18 protein-coding genes are annotated in these 22,833 nt (G+C 32.5%); 4 read left to right on the forward strand and 14 right to left on the reverse strand.

Annotation, left to right across the window (positions count from 1 at the left end; all coding sequences use genetic code 11):
• Nucleotides 1-23: 23 nt before the first annotated feature.
• From ACZ76X_RS17635 to cpaB, 5 genes are read right to left on the reverse strand one after another with little or no spacing between them, the layout of a single operon-like run.
• The gene (locus ACZ76X_RS17635; protein ID WP_479851202.1) at nt 24-890 is read right to left on the reverse strand and encodes a hypothetical protein; all 867 of its coding nucleotides are present in this window, start codon (nt 888-890) and stop codon (nt 24-26) included.
• A gap of 1 nt (nt 891) precedes the next feature.
• Complete coding sequence (locus ACZ76X_RS17640; RefSeq protein WP_479851203.1) at nt 892-1,824, reverse strand: type II secretion system F family protein; 933 nt, start codon at nt 1,822-1,824, stop codon at nt 892-894.
• The gene (locus ACZ76X_RS17645; RefSeq protein ID WP_479851204.1) at nt 1,817-3,250 is read right to left on the reverse strand and encodes a TadA family conjugal transfer-associated ATPase; all 1,434 of its coding nucleotides are present in this window, start codon (nt 3,248-3,250) and stop codon (nt 1,817-1,819) included. The genes ACZ76X_RS17640 and ACZ76X_RS17645 overlap by 8 nt, the downstream gene beginning before the upstream one ends.
• A 16-nt stretch (nt 3,251-3,266) precedes the next feature.
• Nucleotides 3,267-4,088 carry a CpaE/TadZ family protein gene (locus ACZ76X_RS17650; RefSeq protein ID WP_479851205.1) on the reverse strand — a complete coding sequence of 274 codons (822 nt, stop codon included), beginning with the start codon at nt 4,086-4,088 and terminating at the stop codon, nt 3,267-3,269.
• Between the two features lie 16 nt (nt 4,089-4,104).
• A complete protein-coding gene (gene cpaB, locus ACZ76X_RS17655) occupies nt 4,105-4,965 on the reverse strand; it encodes a Flp pilus assembly protein CpaB (RefSeq protein ID WP_479851206.1) in 861 nt (286 codons plus the stop codon).
• A gap of 375 nt (nt 4,966-5,340) precedes the next feature.
• On the opposite strand from cpaB, the gene ACZ76X_RS17660 reads away from it, so the two are divergent.
• The gene (locus tag ACZ76X_RS17660; protein WP_479851207.1) at nt 5,341-5,532 is read left to right on the forward strand and encodes a hypothetical protein; all 192 of its coding nucleotides are present in this window, start codon (nt 5,341-5,343) and stop codon (nt 5,530-5,532) included.
• Nucleotides 5,533-5,716: 184 nt separating this feature from the next.
• Here ACZ76X_RS17660 and ACZ76X_RS17665 read toward each other — a convergent pair whose 3' ends face one another.
• The 7 genes from ACZ76X_RS17665 to ACZ76X_RS17695 form a co-directional block, all read right to left on the reverse strand.
• Nucleotides 5,717-5,878, reverse strand: a complete 162-nt coding sequence (locus ACZ76X_RS17665) for a hypothetical protein (protein ID WP_479851208.1) — start codon at nt 5,876-5,878, stop codon at nt 5,717-5,719.
• 133 nt (nt 5,879-6,011) lie between these two features.
• The gene (locus ACZ76X_RS17670) at nt 6,012-8,360 is read right to left on the reverse strand and encodes a hypothetical protein (RefSeq protein ID WP_479851209.1); all 2,349 of its coding nucleotides are present in this window, start codon (nt 8,358-8,360) and stop codon (nt 6,012-6,014) included.
• Nucleotides 8,361-8,505: 145 nt separating this feature from the next.
• Nucleotides 8,506-9,831 carry an S-layer homology domain-containing protein gene (locus ACZ76X_RS17675; protein ID WP_479851210.1) on the reverse strand — a complete coding sequence of 442 codons (1,326 nt, stop codon included), beginning with the start codon at nt 9,829-9,831 and terminating at the stop codon, nt 8,506-8,508.
• A gap of 257 nt (nt 9,832-10,088) precedes the next feature.
• On the reverse strand, nt 10,089-10,484 hold the full coding sequence (locus ACZ76X_RS17680; protein ID WP_479851211.1) for a DUF4320 family protein: 396 nt from the start codon (nt 10,482-10,484) through the stop codon (nt 10,089-10,091).
• Nucleotides 10,485-10,509: 25 nt separating this feature from the next.
• A complete protein-coding gene (locus tag ACZ76X_RS17685; RefSeq protein ID WP_479851212.1) occupies nt 10,510-10,959 on the reverse strand; it encodes a hypothetical protein in 450 nt (149 codons plus the stop codon).
• A 16-nt stretch (nt 10,960-10,975) separates the two neighbouring features.
• On the reverse strand, nt 10,976-12,475 hold the full coding sequence (locus ACZ76X_RS17690) for a hypothetical protein (protein ID WP_479851213.1): 1,500 nt from the start codon (nt 12,473-12,475) through the stop codon (nt 10,976-10,978).
• Nucleotides 12,476-12,494: 19 nt separating this feature from the next.
• Nucleotides 12,495-13,448, reverse strand: coding sequence for a hypothetical protein (locus ACZ76X_RS17695; RefSeq protein WP_479851214.1), 954 nt, complete (start codon nt 13,446-13,448; stop codon nt 12,495-12,497).
• A 3,195-nt stretch (nt 13,449-16,643) separates the two neighbouring features.
• On the opposite strand from ACZ76X_RS17695, the gene ACZ76X_RS17700 reads away from it, so the two are divergent.
• Nucleotides 16,644-17,384, forward strand: a complete 741-nt coding sequence (locus ACZ76X_RS17700; protein ID WP_048530109.1) for a MerR family transcriptional regulator — start codon at nt 16,644-16,646, stop codon at nt 17,382-17,384.
• Nucleotides 17,385-17,419: 35 nt separating this feature from the next.
• Here ACZ76X_RS17700 and ACZ76X_RS17705 read toward each other — a convergent pair whose 3' ends face one another.
• Nucleotides 17,420-18,871: an FtsZ/tubulin family protein gene (locus ACZ76X_RS17705; protein ID WP_048530106.1), complete on the reverse strand. Its 1,452-nt coding sequence runs from the start codon at nt 18,869-18,871 to the stop codon at nt 17,420-17,422.
• A 4-nt stretch (nt 18,872-18,875) separates the two neighbouring features.
• Nucleotides 18,876-19,298, reverse strand: coding sequence for a hypothetical protein (locus tag ACZ76X_RS17710; protein WP_016089810.1), 423 nt, complete (start codon nt 19,296-19,298; stop codon nt 18,876-18,878).
• Between the two features lie 1,659 nt (nt 19,299-20,957).
• On the opposite strand from ACZ76X_RS17710, the gene ACZ76X_RS17715 reads away from it, so the two are divergent.
• On the forward strand, nt 20,958-22,241 hold the full coding sequence (locus ACZ76X_RS17715; RefSeq protein ID WP_479851215.1) for a replication-relaxation family protein: 1,284 nt from the start codon (nt 20,958-20,960) through the stop codon (nt 22,239-22,241).
• Nucleotides 22,242-22,431: 190 nt separating this feature from the next.
• Nucleotides 22,432-22,818, forward strand: a complete 387-nt coding sequence (locus tag ACZ76X_RS17720) for a hypothetical protein (protein ID WP_479851216.1) — start codon at nt 22,432-22,434, stop codon at nt 22,816-22,818.
• Nucleotides 22,819-22,833: the final 15 nt, after the last annotated feature.

Consider the following 22,833-nt stretch of genomic DNA (forward strand, 5'->3'; position numbering starts at 1 on the left):
ATTCAATTTGGGATACTAACTTCTTATATACTTGCAAATCCTTGCATTAAGGATTGAATAACAATAACCATTGGATAAATTACAATACATCCAATTACAGCAACATTAAATTTATTCATTTCCATTGGCTTATTTTGAATGAGACGGTTATAGTTCTCATGTTTTAGCTCACGCATCATTTTAATCTGTGCGTCCATAATACGAAGACTTTGTACCTTGTCCGTTTTTTGTGCTTGTTGTAGCGCAATGGTAAAAGTATTTACTTCTGGACTATTTAAAGCTGCTGCAAAGTTACGAAATGGTTGATCCGAACCCGCATACATTTCTAATTCCGCTGTAAGTGTAGATACATATGGTCGAAGATGTCTCCCTGCATATATCTGCGCCTTTTTTACTGCTTCTAACGTTGTATGTGTTTTTAACAACTGCAGCATCGGAATTAGATACTCTGGTAATTCAAATTTCCTTGCTTCTATCGCCTGCTTGATTCTTTTCTTTAATAAATAATCAGGATAGAAATAAAGCAGTGGTGAAATCAAAACTCCCACTTTAAATAGGTAGTAATCATGAAACACCGTACATATCAAGAAAACAGAGGTGAAAATGATGGGATACGCAACTTTCATTTTCAAATATTCTTCTGGTTTCGTATCCAAACCAGCTTCTTCTAATTTTTTCTGAATCTGCTCTTTCTTTTCTTCTATCAGATACTTTTGTGATAACGACTGAAAGGGAGCGAGCATCATTTGATTTAGATTCTTTTTTTCAATTCGTTTTGCATTTTCTACATAGTTTGTAAGTAGGCTACCACTATCTTTTTTACTTTGTAGAAAGGTAGAGAATACCCAATACATGACAACGAATACCACTACAGCTAAAATCGTAGCCACCTTATTCCCCTCTTTCTGTCGGGTTATAATTTGCAATCTTTTCTACGCGGGTTGCTAGGAAAAATACGATCAGCATATTTATCGCTAACGCGATCTTCCCCATCATAGAACCTGCTAAAAATCCATATGCTTCTTTTGACATCAACATAATAATAATTGGCATAGCGATGACGATTAAGCAGTTCTGTGCAAAAGCACGTTGTGCTTGCGACAAACTAGAACGCAATCTTGCCAGGTATAGCTTTTGTTTTTCGAAATCTTCTGCAATATCTAGTAAGACTTGCACCGAATTTGCTCCACCTTCTCGGCTACACACTTCCAACATTTCATGGAAAAATACCAACTCTCTAAAGTTAAACGTTTCATTAAATCCTCTAAACGCACGGTGCATCGTGGTTCCACCTTCTAATAGAAGAGAAACTTTTTCTATTTCTTCTTGAATGCTTTCATGCATCATTGGCTTGACTTGTACTAGCACACGTTTAGCGTTATTACTAATTTGAAGTGCATTTGCTACTGCCTTCATATAAATAGAAAGACGGTCAATGACAACCAAGTAGTAACATTTTTTTCTTCGATAGAGAAGAAATCTCGGAACTAAAAATCCACATAAAACGGAAATCAGTGTAAAAGGATCTCTTCCAAAGGAGAAGTATAATATTGCTGCTATACTCATTCCTGAAAGAATCGTATATACCCAGTACATGCTTTTCGTCAATTTCCACTCGTACTTTTGGGCTTCTTGGATAACGGATTGTGGCAGATACATTCGTATACCTTTAATATTTCTTAATTCCAAGCGCCTTTCTTCTTTCTCATTTTCTTGTACAAATTGCGAAAGGGCAGAACCTTTAGATTTCGCAAAAAATAAAACAAGTAATACTACACTAATAAAGATTAATAATATAGATCCATAGGCGAACAAACTATGCATACTGCACCTCCTGTTGTGAAAGGAATGGTGCATAAAGAGCTGGGTTTACAGAAGATGAACGGAATTTCTTCTCCATTTCATCTGACATTTTTGCTGTAATTTTATGCTTGCCATGAATCTTTCCTACTCTTGCATTCATTTCATCATGTTCCTCGTATGTCGGAATAAACTGAGAAAGTTGATTAAATTGTATATCATCTTGATAATCCAATAACTCAATCATCTCTGTAATATAACGATTTCCATCATCTTTCTTTTCCAAAAAGACAATTACATCAAATGTCTGTGAAATTAATTCATATAAATACTGGGCATCGATATTCGCACTACTTTGCAGGCACATAAGCATTAAACGTCCAACTGCTTCTTTTGCACTTCTTGCATGGATAGAGGTGAAACCAGGATGTCCTGTTTGGAAGAAGTTAATCATTTTTAAAGCTTCTTTCCCCCTCGATTCCCCTACAATTAATCGCTTTGGTCCTTGACGTAAAGCATTTGTTAACAATCTATCAAAGTCGATTGCATTTTCTTCTACTTCCGATGCCCTACACTGCATCGGAACAAAATGATGTTCTGGAAAAATGCGATGCAAATATAATTCAGGGTTATCTTCTACTACAAGAGTACGTTCTTTTTTCTTTCCCTTCGGAATGTGAGAGGCAAGATATTTCATAAACTCTGATTTTCCAGTACCTGTAGCTCCAGCAACTAAAATATTCATTTTAGCTTTCACGGCTGCAGCCAAAAAGTCCAACATCACTTTTGACGCTTGATTAGTAGATAGCATACGCTCTTCAGAAGCACGGAGATGATCCGCATTCTTACGAATCGTTATAGTTGTTCCGAGTCCCCCAAGTTCATCTAGCGCAATATTGATACGGATATATGGAAACACGCAATCCACATATGGCTTTGCCGTATTTAATGACTCTGATGTACTGTTTACCATCTTATAGGCTAAAGCTTTCACTTCTTCTTCCGTCTCAAATCGATAAGGGAAGGTACATTCTCCCTCTCCAATTTTTTCGTAAATAATTTCTTTTGTGCCATTGATATAAATATCGGTTACATCCTTATCTTCTTTTAAAGGTTCTATAATCCCAAATCCCACAATATCGTCACACACCATATTCAGTAACTGTTCAGAAGGTACATCTGAAATGACGACTTGATTGCTTAATAGAAAGCTTTTTATAATTTGTTCTACAGCTGCTCTCTTCTCTTTATTCATAAAGGATTCGCTTAAAATATCACGATGGTCTTTTACTAAAAATGCACGAATTTCATCAGTTATATCTTTAATTTGTTGAGCTGTAGTTGTTCCTAACTTTCGAGCTGATTTGGAACGAATCATATAACCAAAGTGATATAAATCAACTCGATTTCGCCTTAAGGCGACTTGTTTTTCCTGTAAATAGCCCCACATACTACTTGCCTCCCTTTTAATTTCGTAAACCAAAGAGACCCTTTTTCATAGAGGATGTATGCTGGGATGGAATATCAAGACCAGCTGCTTCCATAATGTGATGGACCTTTGTATTAATTTGTGGGGAACCAAATTGCATACCCCATTCGTAACTTGTACGATCTCTGTCATATGGAATTGTTACTGTAATTTTTTGAGAAGAAAGTTTTTCAATATCTTCTACATAATCCTCATCTGCCATATTTAGTACATGAATCATTTGAGGTAATGTTAGCTTTGCTTCTTCTATCAACTGTAATTCTCGTTTAATGGCTAACGCACCACGAGGATTTCCATTTAACACATTAACAACAAAATCTGATTGATATAGGATTGGATAACTCAGTACCTCGGATAATTCAGTTGGTACTGATATAACGATATAATCGTATTCTGTATCTACAAGTGATTCTATAAATGTCGTTACAAACAATTCTTTGTTTTGAATCTCTGGGAATTGAGCTAAGCTATAGCCTGATGGAAACACCAGAAAATCCATTTTATCGTGCAATTTTTGCATCAACCTTGGATTCACTTTTTTCTCTAATAAATCTTGCTTAGTACAAATATACTGAGAGAGATTGTATTCATTTTCTTTTCGTACAAGCTCTAATATGTTTTTACTATCATGGCTAAGACCAGTTCCAACTGCAAAACTTGGTCTTACTTGGTCCGCTTCTACATAAAGCACCTTTTTCCCTAGATGAGCTAATTCATTCGCCATCGCAATACTTAATGTGCTTTTTCCTACATTTTCGTTTGTCGCATAAAAGGCAATGATTCTTACTTGCCGCTCCATCTTAATAACCCCTTTCTTACTTGGATTCGTTCAGATACTGTGCTATATACTCTTTCACATTTTTAGAAATTGGATTAGTGGAATGCTTCTCTACATAGTCTAAAATGTTCTTTTGATCAGATATTTGTGAGAATCCTTCAGCTGGTTCTAATTCTTTCCCTGTTTGTTCTACCTTTTGGCCAACTGCAACAGGAATGACATCTCCAAGTGTTTTTGCACGATTTAAGTATTGAAGTTGTTCAGGTGAGACAGCTAGTGTATATAATCGCGTTACCTTTGGCTTCTGTTTTCCTTCTTGTTCCTCTTTTGATTCTTTCTTTTCTAGCACAAATACATCTTCTGTATTGCTATCTTTTGCAGCCGTCACACGTACACGTTGGAACAGACCACCAAAGACAACCTTCTCATTGTCTCCTTCTTTCACAACTTGTTTGAAATACAAGTCCACATACGTATTTGGGATAATACTATTCCCTGAACTTGTTTCCAAATCAACGAGTAACGGGAAAGCAACTTCTCCATCTTTCAAATTTAAAATAGCAGAGTCCGGTAATTCTTCTTTCTTTACTACTTTGTTTTTAAAGAGATAGCTATTTTCTGTAATGGGCTGCCCATCATTTGTCCACTTACCTACAACCTCTTTTTTATTTACACGTAATGCATTTGGTGGAATAGCATCACCAGGTAATGTTCGTTCCACTAGCATGTCTTCTTTAATCTCTGTATGTGCAGGTATATCCTTTGCGGCTACAACGATTTTTGTTGGTTTCACTGCATTTTCTACTGCGAAATGATTGTATCCATAGATACCCGCTACTGTTGCAGCGGCTAGACCTACCGCAACAATCTGCTTCTTTTGAAACTTAGATGGCTTCAATGTTTGTATTCCTCCTTATGTAGCCTTTAAACGCAAAAAAAGGACACACCTATGGCATAATGCGCCTTAGGTGTGTCCTTTTAGCTAATCTAAAGTCTATATGAAAATGTTGGATTTAGTTTCTTTAATATTACAATTTCAATATTAAGATATACAGAGTTTTATGTCAATCATTTCTAAAAAAATATTTATTTTACCATTTCAAAGCTCTGATTTTAAAACTCAAAAACCCTTAAAAACATTGTCATATCAAGGTTTTCAAGCTATTAACCCACCTGTAAATATGGTATAATTAATATAACGTAACTGAATATTTCAGGGTGGTCGGTTGCTATCCTTTCTCTTTCATTTTATGGAGAAAGGAGGTGTAATCAAATGGATATACTTTTCACGATAGCAATTGAAGTTTTGAAAGTAATTGCTAGAGATGTCGCTGTATTTTTTGCGAAACGGGTAGGTAAATACCTATCAACGCCTTGGAAGAAAACACAAAAAAAGCGACGAAAAACGAAAAGAACCACCCACAATGCCTGCAAGCGTGTGAAGGGCGGTTCTAAGAAAAAATAAACTTTTTTTAGCAACTAGCCACCTTGCGGTAACAGTTACATAAGGCGAGATGTTGGAGCATCTCGTCTTCTTTAGTTTATGCGAAAACTATCTTTATAATACTTCTACACATATTATAACACCAACTATCGTACATGTCATGTGTATTCATCCACTATAGTTGGTGAAATAACACAAAGTATCTTTAATACGAAATCAATTTCGTTCCTGTTTCAAAATACTTTGCAGGAGCATAGCTTTTTCCATTCCGATCCTGAAATTCACTTCCAATATATAGCGAGATAATCATTGCGATAACTCCAATTAAAATAGTTCGTTTCATACGTTGTTTTTTCTTTTTATCCATTCGAAAATTCCCCTTTCTACGTAAAAAAAGGCACACCCCATTAAGGGATATGCCTTTGGTTTATCCATTTAGCTACTAGTTTAAGAAGGATTATATACTTTATCAATTTCACTAATTATATAATACTATTTAACTAATTTTTATTCTTCATGTAGTACCAGTTTGATAAGTCTGTAATTATGTGTTCTTTTCCAACCCAGTTCCATCCAGGTGTTTGTACAGGGAATGGAAGGTCTGCAAGTACCCTTCTCTTCTTAAAGTCATCATACGCGACACCTTTAATTTCCACGTCATTTGTCAGGCACAAGCTCATTTCATTCACACCTGCTGGATTTGTCTCAACATTGAAAGAATACTTTCCATCTTTCGTCTTTAATGGTGCATACCATTTTTGTCCACCATCAATAATTTTCTCTTGTCCATCCCAATATAAAGACTTAGTTGGTTTTTTACTATCAAAGACATGTCCCGTTATTTCAGACAAATACATATTTTCAGGTAAGAGTTTTGATGTTAAACCGGTATTAGAAACAATGTCTAATTCTTGTGTAGGTTTTAATCCTTCATCAGCAAAAGGATATTGTGCCATTGCTTTTGTAAATACACCTGGATAATTAGCATTCCAATCATTTTTGTATTTTCCGTTTATTTCATAAGAAAAACCATACCCAGCATGAAGCTTAGATGGTGCTAAATTATCAATATTTCCACTTAATGTCTCATAGAACATTTCTCCAACTGTATCACCTTTAGATACACGTTCACTTACTGTTTCTACCACACCTTTTACACTAGTTACTCCACACATTCCTTTTTCATGAGATGGTGCATAGATAGCTGTTTTAATAGGGTTATTTTTGTATGTGGTTTCTTCTATATCTAAACGATTACCAGCAGGGTTAATTTCCGCCAAAATTGTTCCTTTCCCCTTATGTTGCCAGCCAAGGTTCAAGGTTTTCTTTTCTCCCTCAGTTAACCTTACCTTTTGTGATGCTACTTGTTGTCCGTTATGCTTGAGCACGACTACCGTTTCAGGATTTTCATATTTCGTTTCTAGCGCATCTAACTTTTTAATTTTATTTTTCTCTTTTTCTAACTTCTGTCTAGCTGTATCTAACCTACTTGCTGCACTATCCAGTCTATTTTCTTCCCAAGAGCAGTCTCTATCGTAATAGTGATGGTTCCCTTCTGCATCTACCTCATGAATTGGATTACGACGGCAATAACTTAGACTAGACTGCGCACCATCTCTATCGGATTCAGAACTATTTACTTCTTGCTGGGACTTATTAATATTGTTATTTACCTTTGCTCTATATTGGTCACGTTCCGGTTTAAAATTATCACGTGATACATCTATTTTTGTTTTTATATTCTTTCCTTCTCTTGCTGTTTCTCCTTCAATTCGGTCAGCAGAGAAATCAATTTTATATTTAAAATCATCTTCATCACCTGGATCTGGGTTAGGTGTTACCTCTGTACCGCAGTTGCCATCAACATTAAAGTTAACAGTCTTTTCATTTGAATCCCTTTGAACAGCATCTGTTACTTTAATTTTCGCAGTATATCGTCCACACAATTGTGGTTGCCAGCTTAAATCTTCTTTTGAAAACCGTCCAGCATCACCTTCATTTGGTTTTTGATTATCATTTTGCGGAGTTGAACGCAGGTAATTTTCTTGATGATACACGGTTTCGCCATCTTTTGTAATATCTAACATCCATTTAACTCGGTTCCGTTCTCCAGCAGCTTTTTGATAAGGGTTTACCGTTGTTCCATTAGAATCTCGGTCATTGTATCCTTTATTTTTACTTACATATTCAAAACCGTTAAATGTAAATTTTACTGGTATATCTTTTTTCCCACTCGTAGCTTTAAAATCTTTTATTTGAGGTTTACTTGTGCGTACATACCACAAGTTATACCTATTTACACCATTTACACCACCAGCTCCTGCGTATCCACCAGAAAGATAGGCAATGTCCCTAATCCAATAGAAACTTCCTAAAGAATCATTTGATCCTTTTAGTTTTATGATTTTATGTTTTGCCATATTTGTTAAAACAAAATCTGGCTGACCCCAGTATTTATCTTTAATAACAGTCTTTGTAACTTGTTCAACTTCTGTTACCATTCGATCCCCAACAACAACTGCACTATTAATGTACCCATCATTTGAAATTCGAACATAAGGGTCCGATGTATCTTCATTTTGGACTAGATTTTCCCATGGATTCCCCCAATTGAAAGAGCCATTGTAAACAGCAGGGAAATGTAAATCAGCTTTATATTCGAACTCTTTTGATTTGTAACTACTTCCTGGTCTAAGCAATTTACCTTTTAATTGTAATTCGTCTGATTTTAACAACGAATTTTCACTACCATTAAAAAATGGTATGTTATTATTCGCCGCACTCGCAACCGATGGCAACGCCAACATTAATGATGCGCAAGTTAACAATACTCTTTTTCGTACCTTCATAAATTTCCCTCCTTAAATACAAAAAAGGACAAACCTGTACCCTAGGAGGTACGTAAGGTTTGTCCTTTACGTAATTCATTAATAATCGTTATATTAATTTTAAACAATTATACAATATAGACTGAAACTTGTAAATGCTAACTCGTTATTTAGGTTCCACTTCTACATACATTGTATGTTCAGCTGTTGACTGTCCAATACGAATTTTATAATTACCTTTTTCATAAGTATTAATTGTTTGTGCTTCAACTGTTTCTTGAATTTCTTTATCTAAATTTAAACCGTTCATGAAAGTTACCCATTTTTTTGTTAATTCTACAGTAGCTTCATTGTTATCAAGGAATAGAATTTTAAAATCATTTGTATTACCTAATACAACAAATTGCGCTCCAATTGTACCTTCTGGTAAATACATATTTTTATCTAAAATATATACGCCACCTAATAGATTGTCATATTTTAGGTTAGTATTATATTTATTGTTAATACCTTTTAGAATATTTTGAGCTTCTGATGATAGTTGTTTTTTTACAGCAGGATTTTCTAATGATTCAGGAAAATATTCAAAATCGTCTGATACCATATTCACATCTAATCCTTCAGGAACTTTAGGCTGTTCTGGCTTCACTTCTGGTTTTTCCTCTGGTTTCGTTTCTGGCTTTGTCTCTGGCTTCACTTCTGGTTTTTCCTCTGGTTTCGTTTCTGGCTTTGTCTCTGGCTTCACTTCTGGTTTTTCTTCTGGTTTCGTTTCTGGTTTTGTCTCTGGCTTCACTTCTGGTTTTTCTTCTGGTTTCGTTTCTGGTTTTGTCTCTGGCTTCACTTCTGGTTTTGTTTCTTTTTCAACTGCATTAATAGAGTTATATAAGAACTGGCTATATTGTTCACGGGTTACATTTGCATATGGTGAATACAGCTTACCTCCTGTACCGATAGTAACGCCATTTTCTTCTAATGCACTAATTGCTTTTAATGCCCATGAGTTTTTATCAACGTCAGTAAAGGATGTTGTATTAGTGGCTTTGAACTTGAAAGCATTTGTAAGTACTTGTGCCATTTGTTCACGAGTTAAGACATCATCTGGACCAAATTTACCTTCACCGTAACCATTTACAAGCCCTGCTTTAGCAAGTGCTAAGATTTCTTTTTCAAACATATGTCCTTTAATGTCTTTAAATGGATTTTTGAAGCTAGCATCTGCATCTGCTGGTTTTACATATGCATAGATCATGCGAGCGACTTGTCCACGAGTTACATTGTCACCAAAACCAAAAATATTATTTCCGTATCCTGCTACTACTTTACGGTTTGCTAGATCATAGATAGCTTTTGTAGACCAGTGATTTGCTGGAACATCATTGAAATTTAATGAATCTGTGTTATCAGCGGCTTTCGCTGTAAACGCTCCTGCTCCTAATAAAGATGTTCCCATAATTGTTAGTGCTGTTGCTGTTTTTAAAAATTTATTTGCCATTGTTTGTTCCTCCAAATATATTAGTTTTTTTCATAGATTCCTTTATTGTACCGAATTTAAATATAAAATCCAGATAATTTAACATATAAATTTATAGATTAACTTTTTTTATAACTACTTTTCTATAAGGAAAATATCACCATATAGAAATAGACTTGTAAAGTATTTTTATATATTTGTTTATAAATATATATTTCTAGTAAAAAAACTACACTTTTCAGTATAGTTTTTACCTCTTTTTATACATATTAATATTTTTAACGGAAATAGATTTGTCCTATTCCATCTTTGTTAGCCCATATTGGTGCTTTCACACTATCAATCCCTATCATTTTAAAAATAAAGAAGTGATGTTCAGCTTTTATCTTAAAATTTAATGGCTGATTATAATCTACGCGCCCTTTAGTATATTCATATTTCCATCCATCCATATTCTGCTCTTTCATTTTTTTCTCTATATCAGGAATTAGACTTACGTTTTTCCCCTCATACGTGTATTGAAAACCACCTGTTTGTTCAGCTATTTCCACTGTACTAGAAGCAAAATCATGTGCCTTTACTAACTGCATACCATACAGTACACCTTCTGGTATGAGAGTTATCAACAACAAAGAAAGCGTTAGAAAAAGCGCTGTTGTTACTGTATTTTGCATTGCTTACACACCTACTTATTCTTATTTATTTCACGTTTCCTCCAGCTTTTTTGTTATCAGAATCAGCTTCGTAAATATATATGTGTCTTGCGTTACTCTTAATATTGCCTTTTTTTTCATCAAATTGTTTAGTATAACTAGCAGCTTCTGCTTCCCCTTCAACCGCAATCATTGCAGGTCGCTCTTGTACAGAATATACAGAAAAATTCCGTTTTGATGCCGAGTCCTTAAACGTTGAATTTTGTTTATAAGATTTCTCAAATTCATTCTTTGCAATTTCTGGATCAATAACAATTTCTTCTTGGGATCGTAAAACACCAACTTTTACAGCTTTGTCCATTGCTGTACTTCCCGCTCGTGCTAATGCAGACTTATTATCTGAGTGTGTTATATCTCCAATACTTATATCTGTCATTATGAATAGACAGCCAACAAATAATAATAATGAGGCGGCACCTATAATCAATTTTTGCACCTTATTTCATCTCCTCTTAACTTTCAGTCCTCCGGAATCGAAATCCACTTAATATTGTGCTTTTCTTTTGTTTCAATAATTCATTTGGTAACAGTAACTCAGCTATTTCCTTCAATATGCCTTCTAACTCTTTATAATAGTTCCGACTAGATAGTAACGTACTGCTATTCAATTGAGATTCAAACACATCTTCAATCTTATATAGTGGCAGAGCGGTTAGTAACTTATCTCCAAAACATTCTTCTACTACTTCATGCTTTAAAAGTGCAGGAGAAAACTTATTCCCAATGATTCTTGTTTTCTCTAAAGCTAAGTAAGAAACGAGCTTTCTCTCTTTTTGTGTAAGAGGGTGCGCTATCTTTAGCAATTGATGCAGATCTGGTTCCGCTACAAAGAAGATATAATCTGTCATTTCGCATATTTCATGGTATAAATCTTTATCCCAATCATACCCCGCATCAACAATAGATATGGGTGCTTCTTGGTTACCCAATAAAACCTTAATAAAATGGTCAAAGTCCTGTTCCGTTTCATTTTTTAACTCTTGGTCTACAATAGGATTCTTTACGATATAATTTATTCTTCCTTGCTTCCATTTTGGAATTGATAATATATCAGATTCCTTCTGCAGCATCTCCTTATATCGCTGCAACATAAATTCACTTCGATAGTTTTCTGGTGCTTCTGTATATCCCTTTAGTAACGAATAGGTATAGCCATCATCATATAGATTCTCTATATAATTCACATCAATCTGTAGTTCATTTAAGTAAGCAGCTAAAAGATGTGAAACAAAAGTAGCACCACTTTTCCTGTTCATACTGGCCACAACCAATGTTCTTCTTGGAATGGCAATACCGATTTGTTTTTCATATACTGGCTCAAAAGCCAATTTATACTGTTTTTTTATAATGGTTGTTTTTGGCTTCTCCTCTGGGACAGACTTGCGCTTTTGTTTGTTTTTAAATAGTTTGTTGGATTTAGAGACATGTTCACTGTTGTCACCCTCCTCTAATTCACTTAATACTTCCTCTTCTTCCTTATCAACAGGAACCTCGGGCAACTTTGTTTGTTGCGGTGCCTGACTTGCTCCTACAATTTCTGCTACATTTTTTATATCTGATTCCTGTATCAGTTGCGGGATAACTTTATTATCAATATCAATTTTACGAGAGTTAAAAATGTCATAGATACCTAGATAAATCAGTTTCGCCAAAAACTCATCATCATTTTCACGCTCTGTAAATACCACAATACGAATATCCCGATTAAAGCGAATATCTCTTAGTTTCTGTAAGATAATCAGTTCACGTTTCTCTTCATGTCCCGCATCAATATTTAATCGTTTGTCATTAATGCATAGAATATTGGGCTGTTCCATATCTAGAATTTCATCTAGGTACTTGATATGCATCACATCACTATCAGCTACTTCAAATCCCGCACCAATAAAATCCTGACGTAAATATGCCGTATATACAGTATCGCTAATAGCTAAAACGATTTTTTTCACCATAGTTAACCTCCTACAAACTCTAACGTTGGATTAAAATCATGTTTTCAATTGGAATTTGTGCCTGAAGATGAACCCTCCCAATAATCTCATTCAGAATATACTCTATTTCAACTTGTTCCATTGGACGTGGAGCCCCAAAATCAGAATTTAGTTTTACTCGTATTTCTAATCGATCTTGTATCTCATGTAAAGGTGTATCAAGATAAAGAATGCTGTAGTATAAAACACCATCTTCAATATTTTTTTGAATCATGTCCTTTGTTTGATGAATAAATGTAACCTCTGCAACCTCAATAAAAGGATCATCAATTGTAACTTTACTATTCCAATTTAGATTCCAAATCTCACAATGTTCTTCTGCGTGTACAACAAGTCCATTTATTGAAGGCGTAATAGCAAAAAGACGATTTACAGGAGCTTTGGTTAACGAGGTAATATCACCTTTCTCTAATTCAAAACCTTTTTCCAATCGCTCATGTTCAAAAGCACATTCAGCACCAGCAAATGCAATTTCACAAAATACTTGTTCTAGTAACGGACGAATCCCCTCATATGTTCGTATGGCAAACACACAAAACTCCTGTGTTTCATCTGTTCGAATGATTTCGTATAATTCAAATTCAGATGCATTTGCTAAGGCAAAAGGAATATCTTTTATAAAGTTCGGATCCGTATATAAATTGTCTGGAATTTGTGTTTCAGGATGATGTATAAACTCTAGGCAAAGTTGATACCCTTTTAAAAACGCATTCTTAGCTGCTGCTGGGAATAAAGTTTCAAAACGTTTTACATTATTTTTAAATTTTTGTTCTTCAACTTCGTTATTAAATTCTCTTGCTTGTAAGATATTAGTTCTATTACCTAACTGCAAAAAGTAATGATTAATCATTCGATTAATACTTTCCTCAAATGTTGTATTATCCTCACAATACTTTGTAAATCTCTTTTTACTCAAGTTTACAATTTCATTCATAGCCTGGATTCTCCCTCTCAAATGTTATATATACAAAAAAAGACACACCAATGGCAGGTTATGTGCCTTCGGTGTGTCCGTTTAGCTAGAAATTAAATCTATCAATTTGTATATTAATCTTGAATAATTGTTATTCACACATAAGAATAAAGCTATAATTTTTAAAAGTCAATAGCTTTATTACATCCTTGTGCATATATATATATCTATTCCTCTTTCTCTATACTTCCATGTATCTAAACTCAAAAATACAGTTAATCACACAAACTTCTATATTAATCAAACAATTTTTAGAATAATACCATGTACAGAAGATTATTTACTTAAAATCTGCATTTATAATAAAAAAATCTCGTAATATTATTTACGATTAAATTTTTAAAACTGCTTAACATACAATCACCCTCATATTAATATTATGTAAACAATAAAAGCCCATCTTTTTAATTACACTCACAGTCATATATCAACCGACATTAATATGTAAAGAAAAATCCAAGGAGAATTGTTAATTTCATATCAACATTTTAATAGAATAAGTATATATATTAGATATCCTTAACATCTTATAAGATACAATTCTTAATAGAAAAATTATAAATAACCATCTGTTAATAGCAATATACATTTAGATTTTTATCATCTTAATGTAGAAAAACTATTACATTTCAATAAATTCTCTTAACAGACCACTATATTCAAAAGATTACTCCAAGAGATCTGGAGCTTTCATAAACAACGCTATAATCTTTATATATTATTCAACTTTCGAAACTCCATTATCTCTATTATTGATGTCATATGAACAAGAAAAATCAATTTCGCACCTTGAACTCACATTGACATATCAACTGACATTGATATGTCAATTAAAAACCGAAAAGAAATGTTAATTTCATATCAACAGTTTTTATGCAATGGGTACAAATACTCATAAATAATTAAAAAAACGTTTTAAGGGTAATATTATTCATAGCTATTAATCCTGTAATATAAACATTTAATAAATTAATTACTTATTAACTAAATATAAAACTTCTAATCAAATACAAATCTCAATCTATTAATATACTATCACATTAACATTTCATCCTTTTGATTAACATGAAGTTAACAATAGAATATTGTAAAGTATTTAAATTCAATTTTATGTTAATAATAGTGGTACAGGTATTTGCAACAGATTCAACCAATAATCGTTTACATGTTAATTATACACACGAAATCAAGCACTTATACATTCAGATCCTTGTCACTTTCATTCAAACTAACTTTTACATGTCATTCAAATCTTTTAACGTATCACTTATTTAAATGATTACTTCGAGAGACCTGGAGCTTTTGTACGAAATACCAGGATGTTTATATACCATTTGAACTTTCAAAACTACATTATCCCTATTATTGATATCATTTGAATAAGAAAATCCTCCTTTGAAAAACTCACTCACATTGATATCTCAACCGACATTTACATGTAAAAACAAAACCCGTGGTAAATGTTAATTTCATATCAACATCTCAGCTATATTAAGTATAAATATTTATAAAATACAATAGGAAAGCACTTTTTTAATAGAAACATTGTTCATAGCTTTTAATTCTGTAACTTGAAATTATAATAAATAAATAAATAAATTATATAATTACCACAAGAGATAAAACCTCTAATCATGTACAAAGTTCAATCTATCAATAATCTATATAAAACTATCGTATTAATATTTCATTCTTTTAGTTAACATGAAATTGACAGTAGAATATAGTAAGATGCTTTACTATCAACCTCATGTTAATGATAATAGTGTAGATTTAAGGGATTATCCATTCAGATCCTCGCCACTTTCATTTAAACTGACATTTACATATCAACCGACATCGACATGTAATCACAAAGTATAGAGTAAAATATCAATTTTATGTTAACACCTTTAATGCAATAAGCATAAATACTCATTAACAACCTTGAAAAAACAGTTTATATTAGGAATATTGTTAATAGCTATTAATTCTGTAACTTGAACTTATAATAAATAAATTATTAATATAAAACTTCTAATCATGTACAAAGTTCAAGTTATCAATAACCTATATAAAACTACTGTATTAACATTCCCTCTTTAGGTTGACATGAAATTGACAATGAATTATAGTGATGCATTTAAATATCAATTTCATGTTAATAATAGGAGTGTAGATATCCATAACGGAATCAAGTAAATAATTAACTTTATGTTAGTTTCTCCACTAAAGTAAGCGATATTACAGGGTGTTAAAAAACATATCCAGTCATTTTGAGTAAGTTTTTCTTATATTTGTCCTCATATAAATAAGTCGCTTTAATAGGAATACCACTAATACAGCGATAACTAATGGTAGTTCGGTTAACAAGACATTGATAGTTACCTACCAAAACCCCTTTCCATGTCAATTTTATATCTCATGTTAATGTCAGTAGGGGTTAGATTTCTGTTCAAATTGGATAATTTCCAACTTTGACAAAAGCTATCCTGTTGGAAATTAAGCCAATCACATCTTCGTATTGTTTGAAAATCATAGGTGCTAACACATCGACATAAATCTATCATAAATATTCCATATACTATTAAAAATACTCGTAAATATCATATTGATCGTGACATAGAGTAAACATTAGACCCCAAAGTCCATTCACATTAATTCTTATTTTAAATCCCTAGCTATATTTACTCTCATAAAAACTACTAATTTGGTAATATTATTACCTTTTTTTCTAGCTATTATACATTACAATTTAAATTCCCTAGCTTACGTCGGCTTATTTTTCTGCACTATCATTGATTATCTCCTCATAACTTATTTACAAAATACCTATATTTCCTTATCATTAGTATTAAGTAACGTGTTTTGTTAATCTCATGGCAACTATCATTGATCTTACTAACATAAAGAATAGGGGTATCCATTGATAGAACATTGCCATTTATATACTTTGGGGTAACAATAGCATCAACAAATCAAGCGTATTTTATATCGATAGTCAATGTTCTGTTAACAAACATTCAATTACATGTTAATTTTATATTTCATGTGAGTTACTGAATACATAGGGATTTACATACATATTAGCGAAGTAATACCTAACATGTTAATCTCAGTTCACATGTTAATTCCAAATTGAGTGTTCATGAGGTGATTTTTAAGGAGGTTGTTACAATGATTGAACAAAAAAACGAATCACAAGACCATCAAATTAACGATGATGACATATTAGATGATAATATTTTTGAAAAAGCATGGCGAATAACTGAATTCTCTAAACTAGTTGGACGTCATCACAATACCGTTTATAATTGGTTCAATATTTTAGAAGAAAAAGGGCTCCACGAAACGTTAAGAACCCAAAATACAAATGAAAAACTCTATAATGCATTAGATCTTGAAATTGCTCTATTTATTAAACAAAAAAGGGATGAGAAATGGTCTTTAGATGCAATTATTGACCTATTACCACATCAATTCGATTTGAGACCTGTATCACCAGAAAATCAATCAAATGAAGTGTCTACTGAATTAAACCTTCAGGCCACTGCAGAAATCATTGAAAAAATGGTAACTAAACAGTTAGAGGAAAAAATAAAACATATTGAGTCTCGTTATGAAGAGAGGGTAGACAGTATACTTAAACAATTACCGCAACCAGAGGATGCTGAAACTCTAAAATTACGTCAACGTCAAGAAAGACTTGATAACTTTATTATTGAACACAGAGCACGACAGGAATTAAGAAAACAAGCAGAAGGCCTGTGGAATAGTAAAGCTGAAGATGAACGTACCAGAAAGGTAGGATGGTTTAAAAAAGAGGAAGATTTGGGTAAAAAACAACTTTTCATTGAACAGTATATACAAGATAATATAATTGATTATATAAAATCTCTTATGAATTCTGTGGAATAACAAAAAAAGTCTGGAACTTAGTCCAGACTTTTTTATTATTTTGTAGTACCAAACATCTTATCTGGATCTAGAAAATCTGATAAATCTTCATCTTCATTTGCTCCACCATCATTTTCTTCGTCACTACCCATATCGATAAAATCTCCAAATGCAAAACCTAAATCCTCATCCTCATCAATACTCTCGATAGTACTAATTTGAGACTTTGTAAACTGAATCTGGCTTTGTCTTTCTTTAAACTCATTAAATTCTTCAACTAATCCTTTAGATAGTCTTGATGGTAATGCATCAGTTTTATAGAACGTATATACACTTCCTAAGAAATCATTTTTACTTACCAAATATCCGTTAAAAACTGTACCGTTTATTGGTAGATTATTTGAAACTTCTACCTTAGCATCATCCATAAAGGAATCATTAATATTTTTTTGCTCATCTAAGATAGCAAGCATACCAAAATGATGTACTTTTGATGCTTCTACAGAACCGTCGTTATTCTTCTTCATCAAATCAATTGGAGGATGGAAAGAGCTACCTCTTAATGATTCTTGGAACATCTCTATAATTGCATGGCTATTTTCTATCTGGTTCATATTACGTGAAACCTTATTAATTACTAAACAGCCTGTTTTCTCAAGTAAAATACGCTTAAAGTCTTGAGAATCGAGTATTACAGATGTACCAGATCCATTTGCAGCGGTATTTAGCTCATGAATAATTTCACTAATGCGTTGATTTGCATAATCCCGTGAATTGGCGATACCTTTTTTCTCATTTTCATTTAATTCCTTAAATTCATCGTAGAAGTGCTGATTATCAGCAAATACTACAAAGGCTACACCTTTAGATTTATCATTTGCTAATTTCCAAATCTCCTGTGAAAATTTATTTACTTGTCGTAATACATCGGGCCCATCTGCTCGAACGGGAAGTGTTACGACAATCCCCATTTTAATAAAATCTTTGCGCTCAATAGCATTTTCAAAGGCAATTCTCGCAAACTTTGCTTGATTTGCTTTGATTTCAGACATTGGATATTGCTTCGCAACTTTTTGTAATTCTTGTCTGATTACTGGTTTGTTATGAAAAGCCGAAAATTCTTCAATAGCTTTAATGATTGTAGAAGTTCCTGTTCCTCCACCTAAACCGGCAAAGAATAGAACAAGTTCATCAGAAGGTCTTACACGTTCAGTAATAAATTCTTTTAATTTTTCTTTTGCTTCCTCATTTGAATCAAGAACCTTTACCGCACGCTCAGGGTTCTTACCTAAACCACCTAATTTAAGTGAAACTTGATTACTTTTTGGTACATTTTTTAATTCAGCTAGATCTCCATCATTACTATTTAGTGCTAAGCAATTATATACTGCTGTGCCATCTGTATGTGTATATTCCGCAAATTTATCTACCATTCTAGTACCAGCTTGACCAAATCCAACCATTGTCATTTTAACTGCTACTTCATTTTTCAAGAAGTTTTTTGCCATTATTTTATCTCTCCTTATTTACCTTTTTTCTTTTCCCTAACTCAATCAGTACTTGTTGCCCTCTATAAGTTGAGATTAAAAATTTATATGGGTGCATAGTCTTTTCATAGATTAAAGACATTGATGATAGTGTACTTACACTTATTTCAGCTGAACGTCTAGATATATTTGTACGTTCAACTTCTAATGAATAGGATTTACCTTTTTTCTTCTTTACTCTCCTATCAATAACTACATTTTCCACTATTTCATTAATCGATATGCCCCTCATGTACTTTGTCTCTTGAAATTGTTTATTTACTACGTTTCCTATGTATAGAAATACACTGTAGAGTATTTCATCTTGTTCAAGTATATCAGCAAACATGTTTACTACTTCATCTGCAAACTTGATTGTTTGATATTTTTCACTTAAAACCTCGTTCAAGTTGTCCCCCCCTTAAAGCATTGGTTAATTATTCCTAGAAACATAGTACATCATTACACGTCGTATATCAAGTCATTATAAATAAAACTTATATATAGGTCTTATATATAAGACTTGTATCAATAAACCTATAAAGAATCTATGTTTTATAAGGCTTTTCATATACAGCGTATATATAATGCGTATACATATTATATCAATCTTAAATTTCACGTGATTTACATTTTAATCAATTGTAATAAATCACTATAGAAAAAACTGATAAAAATACATGAAAAATCACTCGTTTTTATTAACATGAGACTTACAAAAATATGTATACGACTTATATATAAGTTTTATATATAAGTCGTATACATAGACACTGTTATAACAACGATAAATCAAATTTTATTTATAAAAATTAATTAATATTACCTTATATAAGCTGTATAAATAGGTTTTATATATAAATCTTATTTATACAACTTATATAAATCGCATCTAAAATATTCAATATCCAAGCACCTACTATCATACGCGTGTATATATTTTACTAAAGAGATTTCATGAAGATCTTATAACAATTCACACTAAGTTTTTTTATTACTTAATTGGTTTGAAGGATTTATCTCTTATAAGGACGATAATTGTTAATGTTATGTTAATGCGCTGTTCTTTACCTAGTACTTGTTAGTTCACATGAATGTATATGTTGACAGAAAAAATATGTTCTGTGCCTCATTTGAATACAATTCCATGTCAATTTCAGTCACTCTTAGAAAGCCATTAGAAGAGGCTGTTAATTTCATATGAACAACAGAAATCATCTCAGATTATAATTAACATGTTAAAAAGAGAGCCAGCGGTTAAGCTGACTAATGCAATAGTCCTTAAAATTCCTGTAAATACTCTCTTATACTAAGACATTCAAATAGTATAATGCTAAAAATTTGTATCATCGCTATGAAAAAGGAACATTTCTGTAAATTGAATTATTAACAATAAGTTCTTATCTTATTAACATCAAAGTGATACTTACATTACACTAAAAGTATTATTAATTTAGTAGAAATAATGATAGCAATTAGAACTTCACATAAAATTAACAACTAATTAATTTCATGTGAATGGAACCTTTTTGTTAAGCACATGTAGACATACTCATTAATTTTTTATCTAAATATTTTATAAGATAGAACACATAAAAGAATAAGTTAAATTTTCACACTGAATCTGTAACAAACGTAAGAGAGAGCACTCCAAGAAAAAGCTTACTTTCTAAAAAATATAGGGAAAGCTACTTTTTGCTATTAAAAGTCTCATTATAATTTTTGAATAATTGTAATCAATTAAAATGTTATTATTCCTATCTAATAAATGTTAGGACGCCATAACATTATTTTATTAACGAAATTTCATTATAACTATTGTTAGATGTCTAGTAGTATACCGGCCTAACAATACGAAAGGTTTAATAGATCCACATACACCCATAATCTATAAGAGATTTATAAGTGTAATTACCATCCCAACTCTGGTGTACAAAATTAGGTATCTCTGAAAAGCAAAACCTCTTATTCATGTTTTCTTATTTTACAACCACCATATCGATGTAATAGTATATTAAAAATGATAGGTATTTATTTTAAGTCTAATTTAATATAAGAGGTGTATACTTTGTCCGGAGAAGTGTATAAATATAAACGTCCAGGTACCAAAAAACATTTTCACTTAAAAGAAGCAGAAGTTTTTATGTTGACAGTTTTATATTACAAAAGAGCTCTTACAACACGACAAATCACAATGTTATATAGTGCATTTGAGGGAAGAGAATGTTCTGAAGCTAGCATATTTACAAAGCTTGATCGATACTCACAATACGGAGCTTTGCTAACTAAAAAAATAGATAAAAGGGATGACAGCATTACGAAACGCGCCTTATTTGCCTTAAAAGAAAAAACAATTGAATTTTTAATGGAGATAGGGAGAATTCCTAAAAAAAGTTCCAAAAGAAGGTACTCACGAGCAACTTCTTTTCACACAGTATGTTCACGCGAAGTCATTATCCGTACTCTTCTAGCGACTACAAAGAAAGCTCAAACCAATGAAGTATTATATAAAATGGATATTCGTTCTTTTTACCAGAAACAAAATATGACAATTGAGGATGACCAGTTGCCTTTGATTCCTGATGAACATATTTCATATCTAGATAAAAATATCTATATCGAGATGGATATGTGTAAAGAGACAAATGCTACCTTAGTTGAAAAAGTAGGTAAGTACATAGAATTTTCACAAAAAACGAATGAGAATATAACCGTTGTTTTTGTTATGTACGACAAATCTATGTTCCTTGCCGAAGATGCTGAACCACCATACGTGCGTATGAAAAATCTATTATTTTCCATACGGAAATATCATGAAATGTTAATGAATCTACCCAATCTACATATACACGTCTGCTCACTTAAAAATGCTGGAGATGTAATTTCAGATATCATCCTTGGAAAAGATGATAATCATAACTTTGAACAAGATATTCTTTTATCTTTATCTCAACGTTCAGTAGGAGATGCCGATTGGCGTTACGCATTTGTTGAAAGGGTTCAAGCGTTCAAAGAACCAATAGATGGAGGCCTTCGACGAACGTATAAGAGAGATAAAGATGTTATCCAAGATTTCTTCTTTATTTTCGGAAATGAAAATGATTACCGGATGATCGCTAGACTAGACGATGTCATATTTTCAAGAAAAGAAGGAGTCGAAGGCGTTCCACTTGTTGTTATTTATCCGAAACGTGAAAAACCTAGAGATATTCTTTTAATGAACGCTTATCACAACGTTCTACTGCTATCCTTACAAAATGAAAGTGTCACTATAGAAGCGGATGAACCGATCCTGGTACGTACCGCAAATAACATTCATCCGAAAAGACGTAAACTTGTAGAATTATATTAATCTATTATTTTCTATATAATCCTATATAATTTTATTGATTTTTATTATTTAAAGTGTTAGAATAACGTTTGAACATATAATGAAAACTACAATCAAATCAGAACATATGAAATTAAGGCAAGCGACACACGCTGTTTTTACAGTGGGTGTCGCTTGTCTTTTTTTGTATGGAGAAAGGTGGAAAATGATAATGAATTTACAATTTGCAACAACAACGAATGGGGGAGTGCTCTCTGCAAGAGAAGCATTTAAGAACCCAGAACTTGTACTTAAACATATTACAGAAGAGGGTGCAACGTTTAATGTTTCTTTACAAGATATCCAAGTTCCTGGAAAGCCAAATTACTTTTGGTACGATGTCATAATTGAAACAGTAACAAATAAAAAAATAGAGGTGAATATTGCAGTACTTTCTCAAGAAGAATATGACCAACTATGTGAAAGAAGTAGTATTGATTTATATTTAAAACAAACCGAAGATGCGGCGAAATTCTTTTTAGAAAAATCAAAAGAGCAATTTAAACCTGAATTCAATAATCGCTTCACATTCCATCATAAAATTCAAATATACCTGTAAGATGTAGGTGATCTT

The sequence above is a fragment of the Bacillus sp. BC05(2025) genome (genome assembly GCF_056725905.1).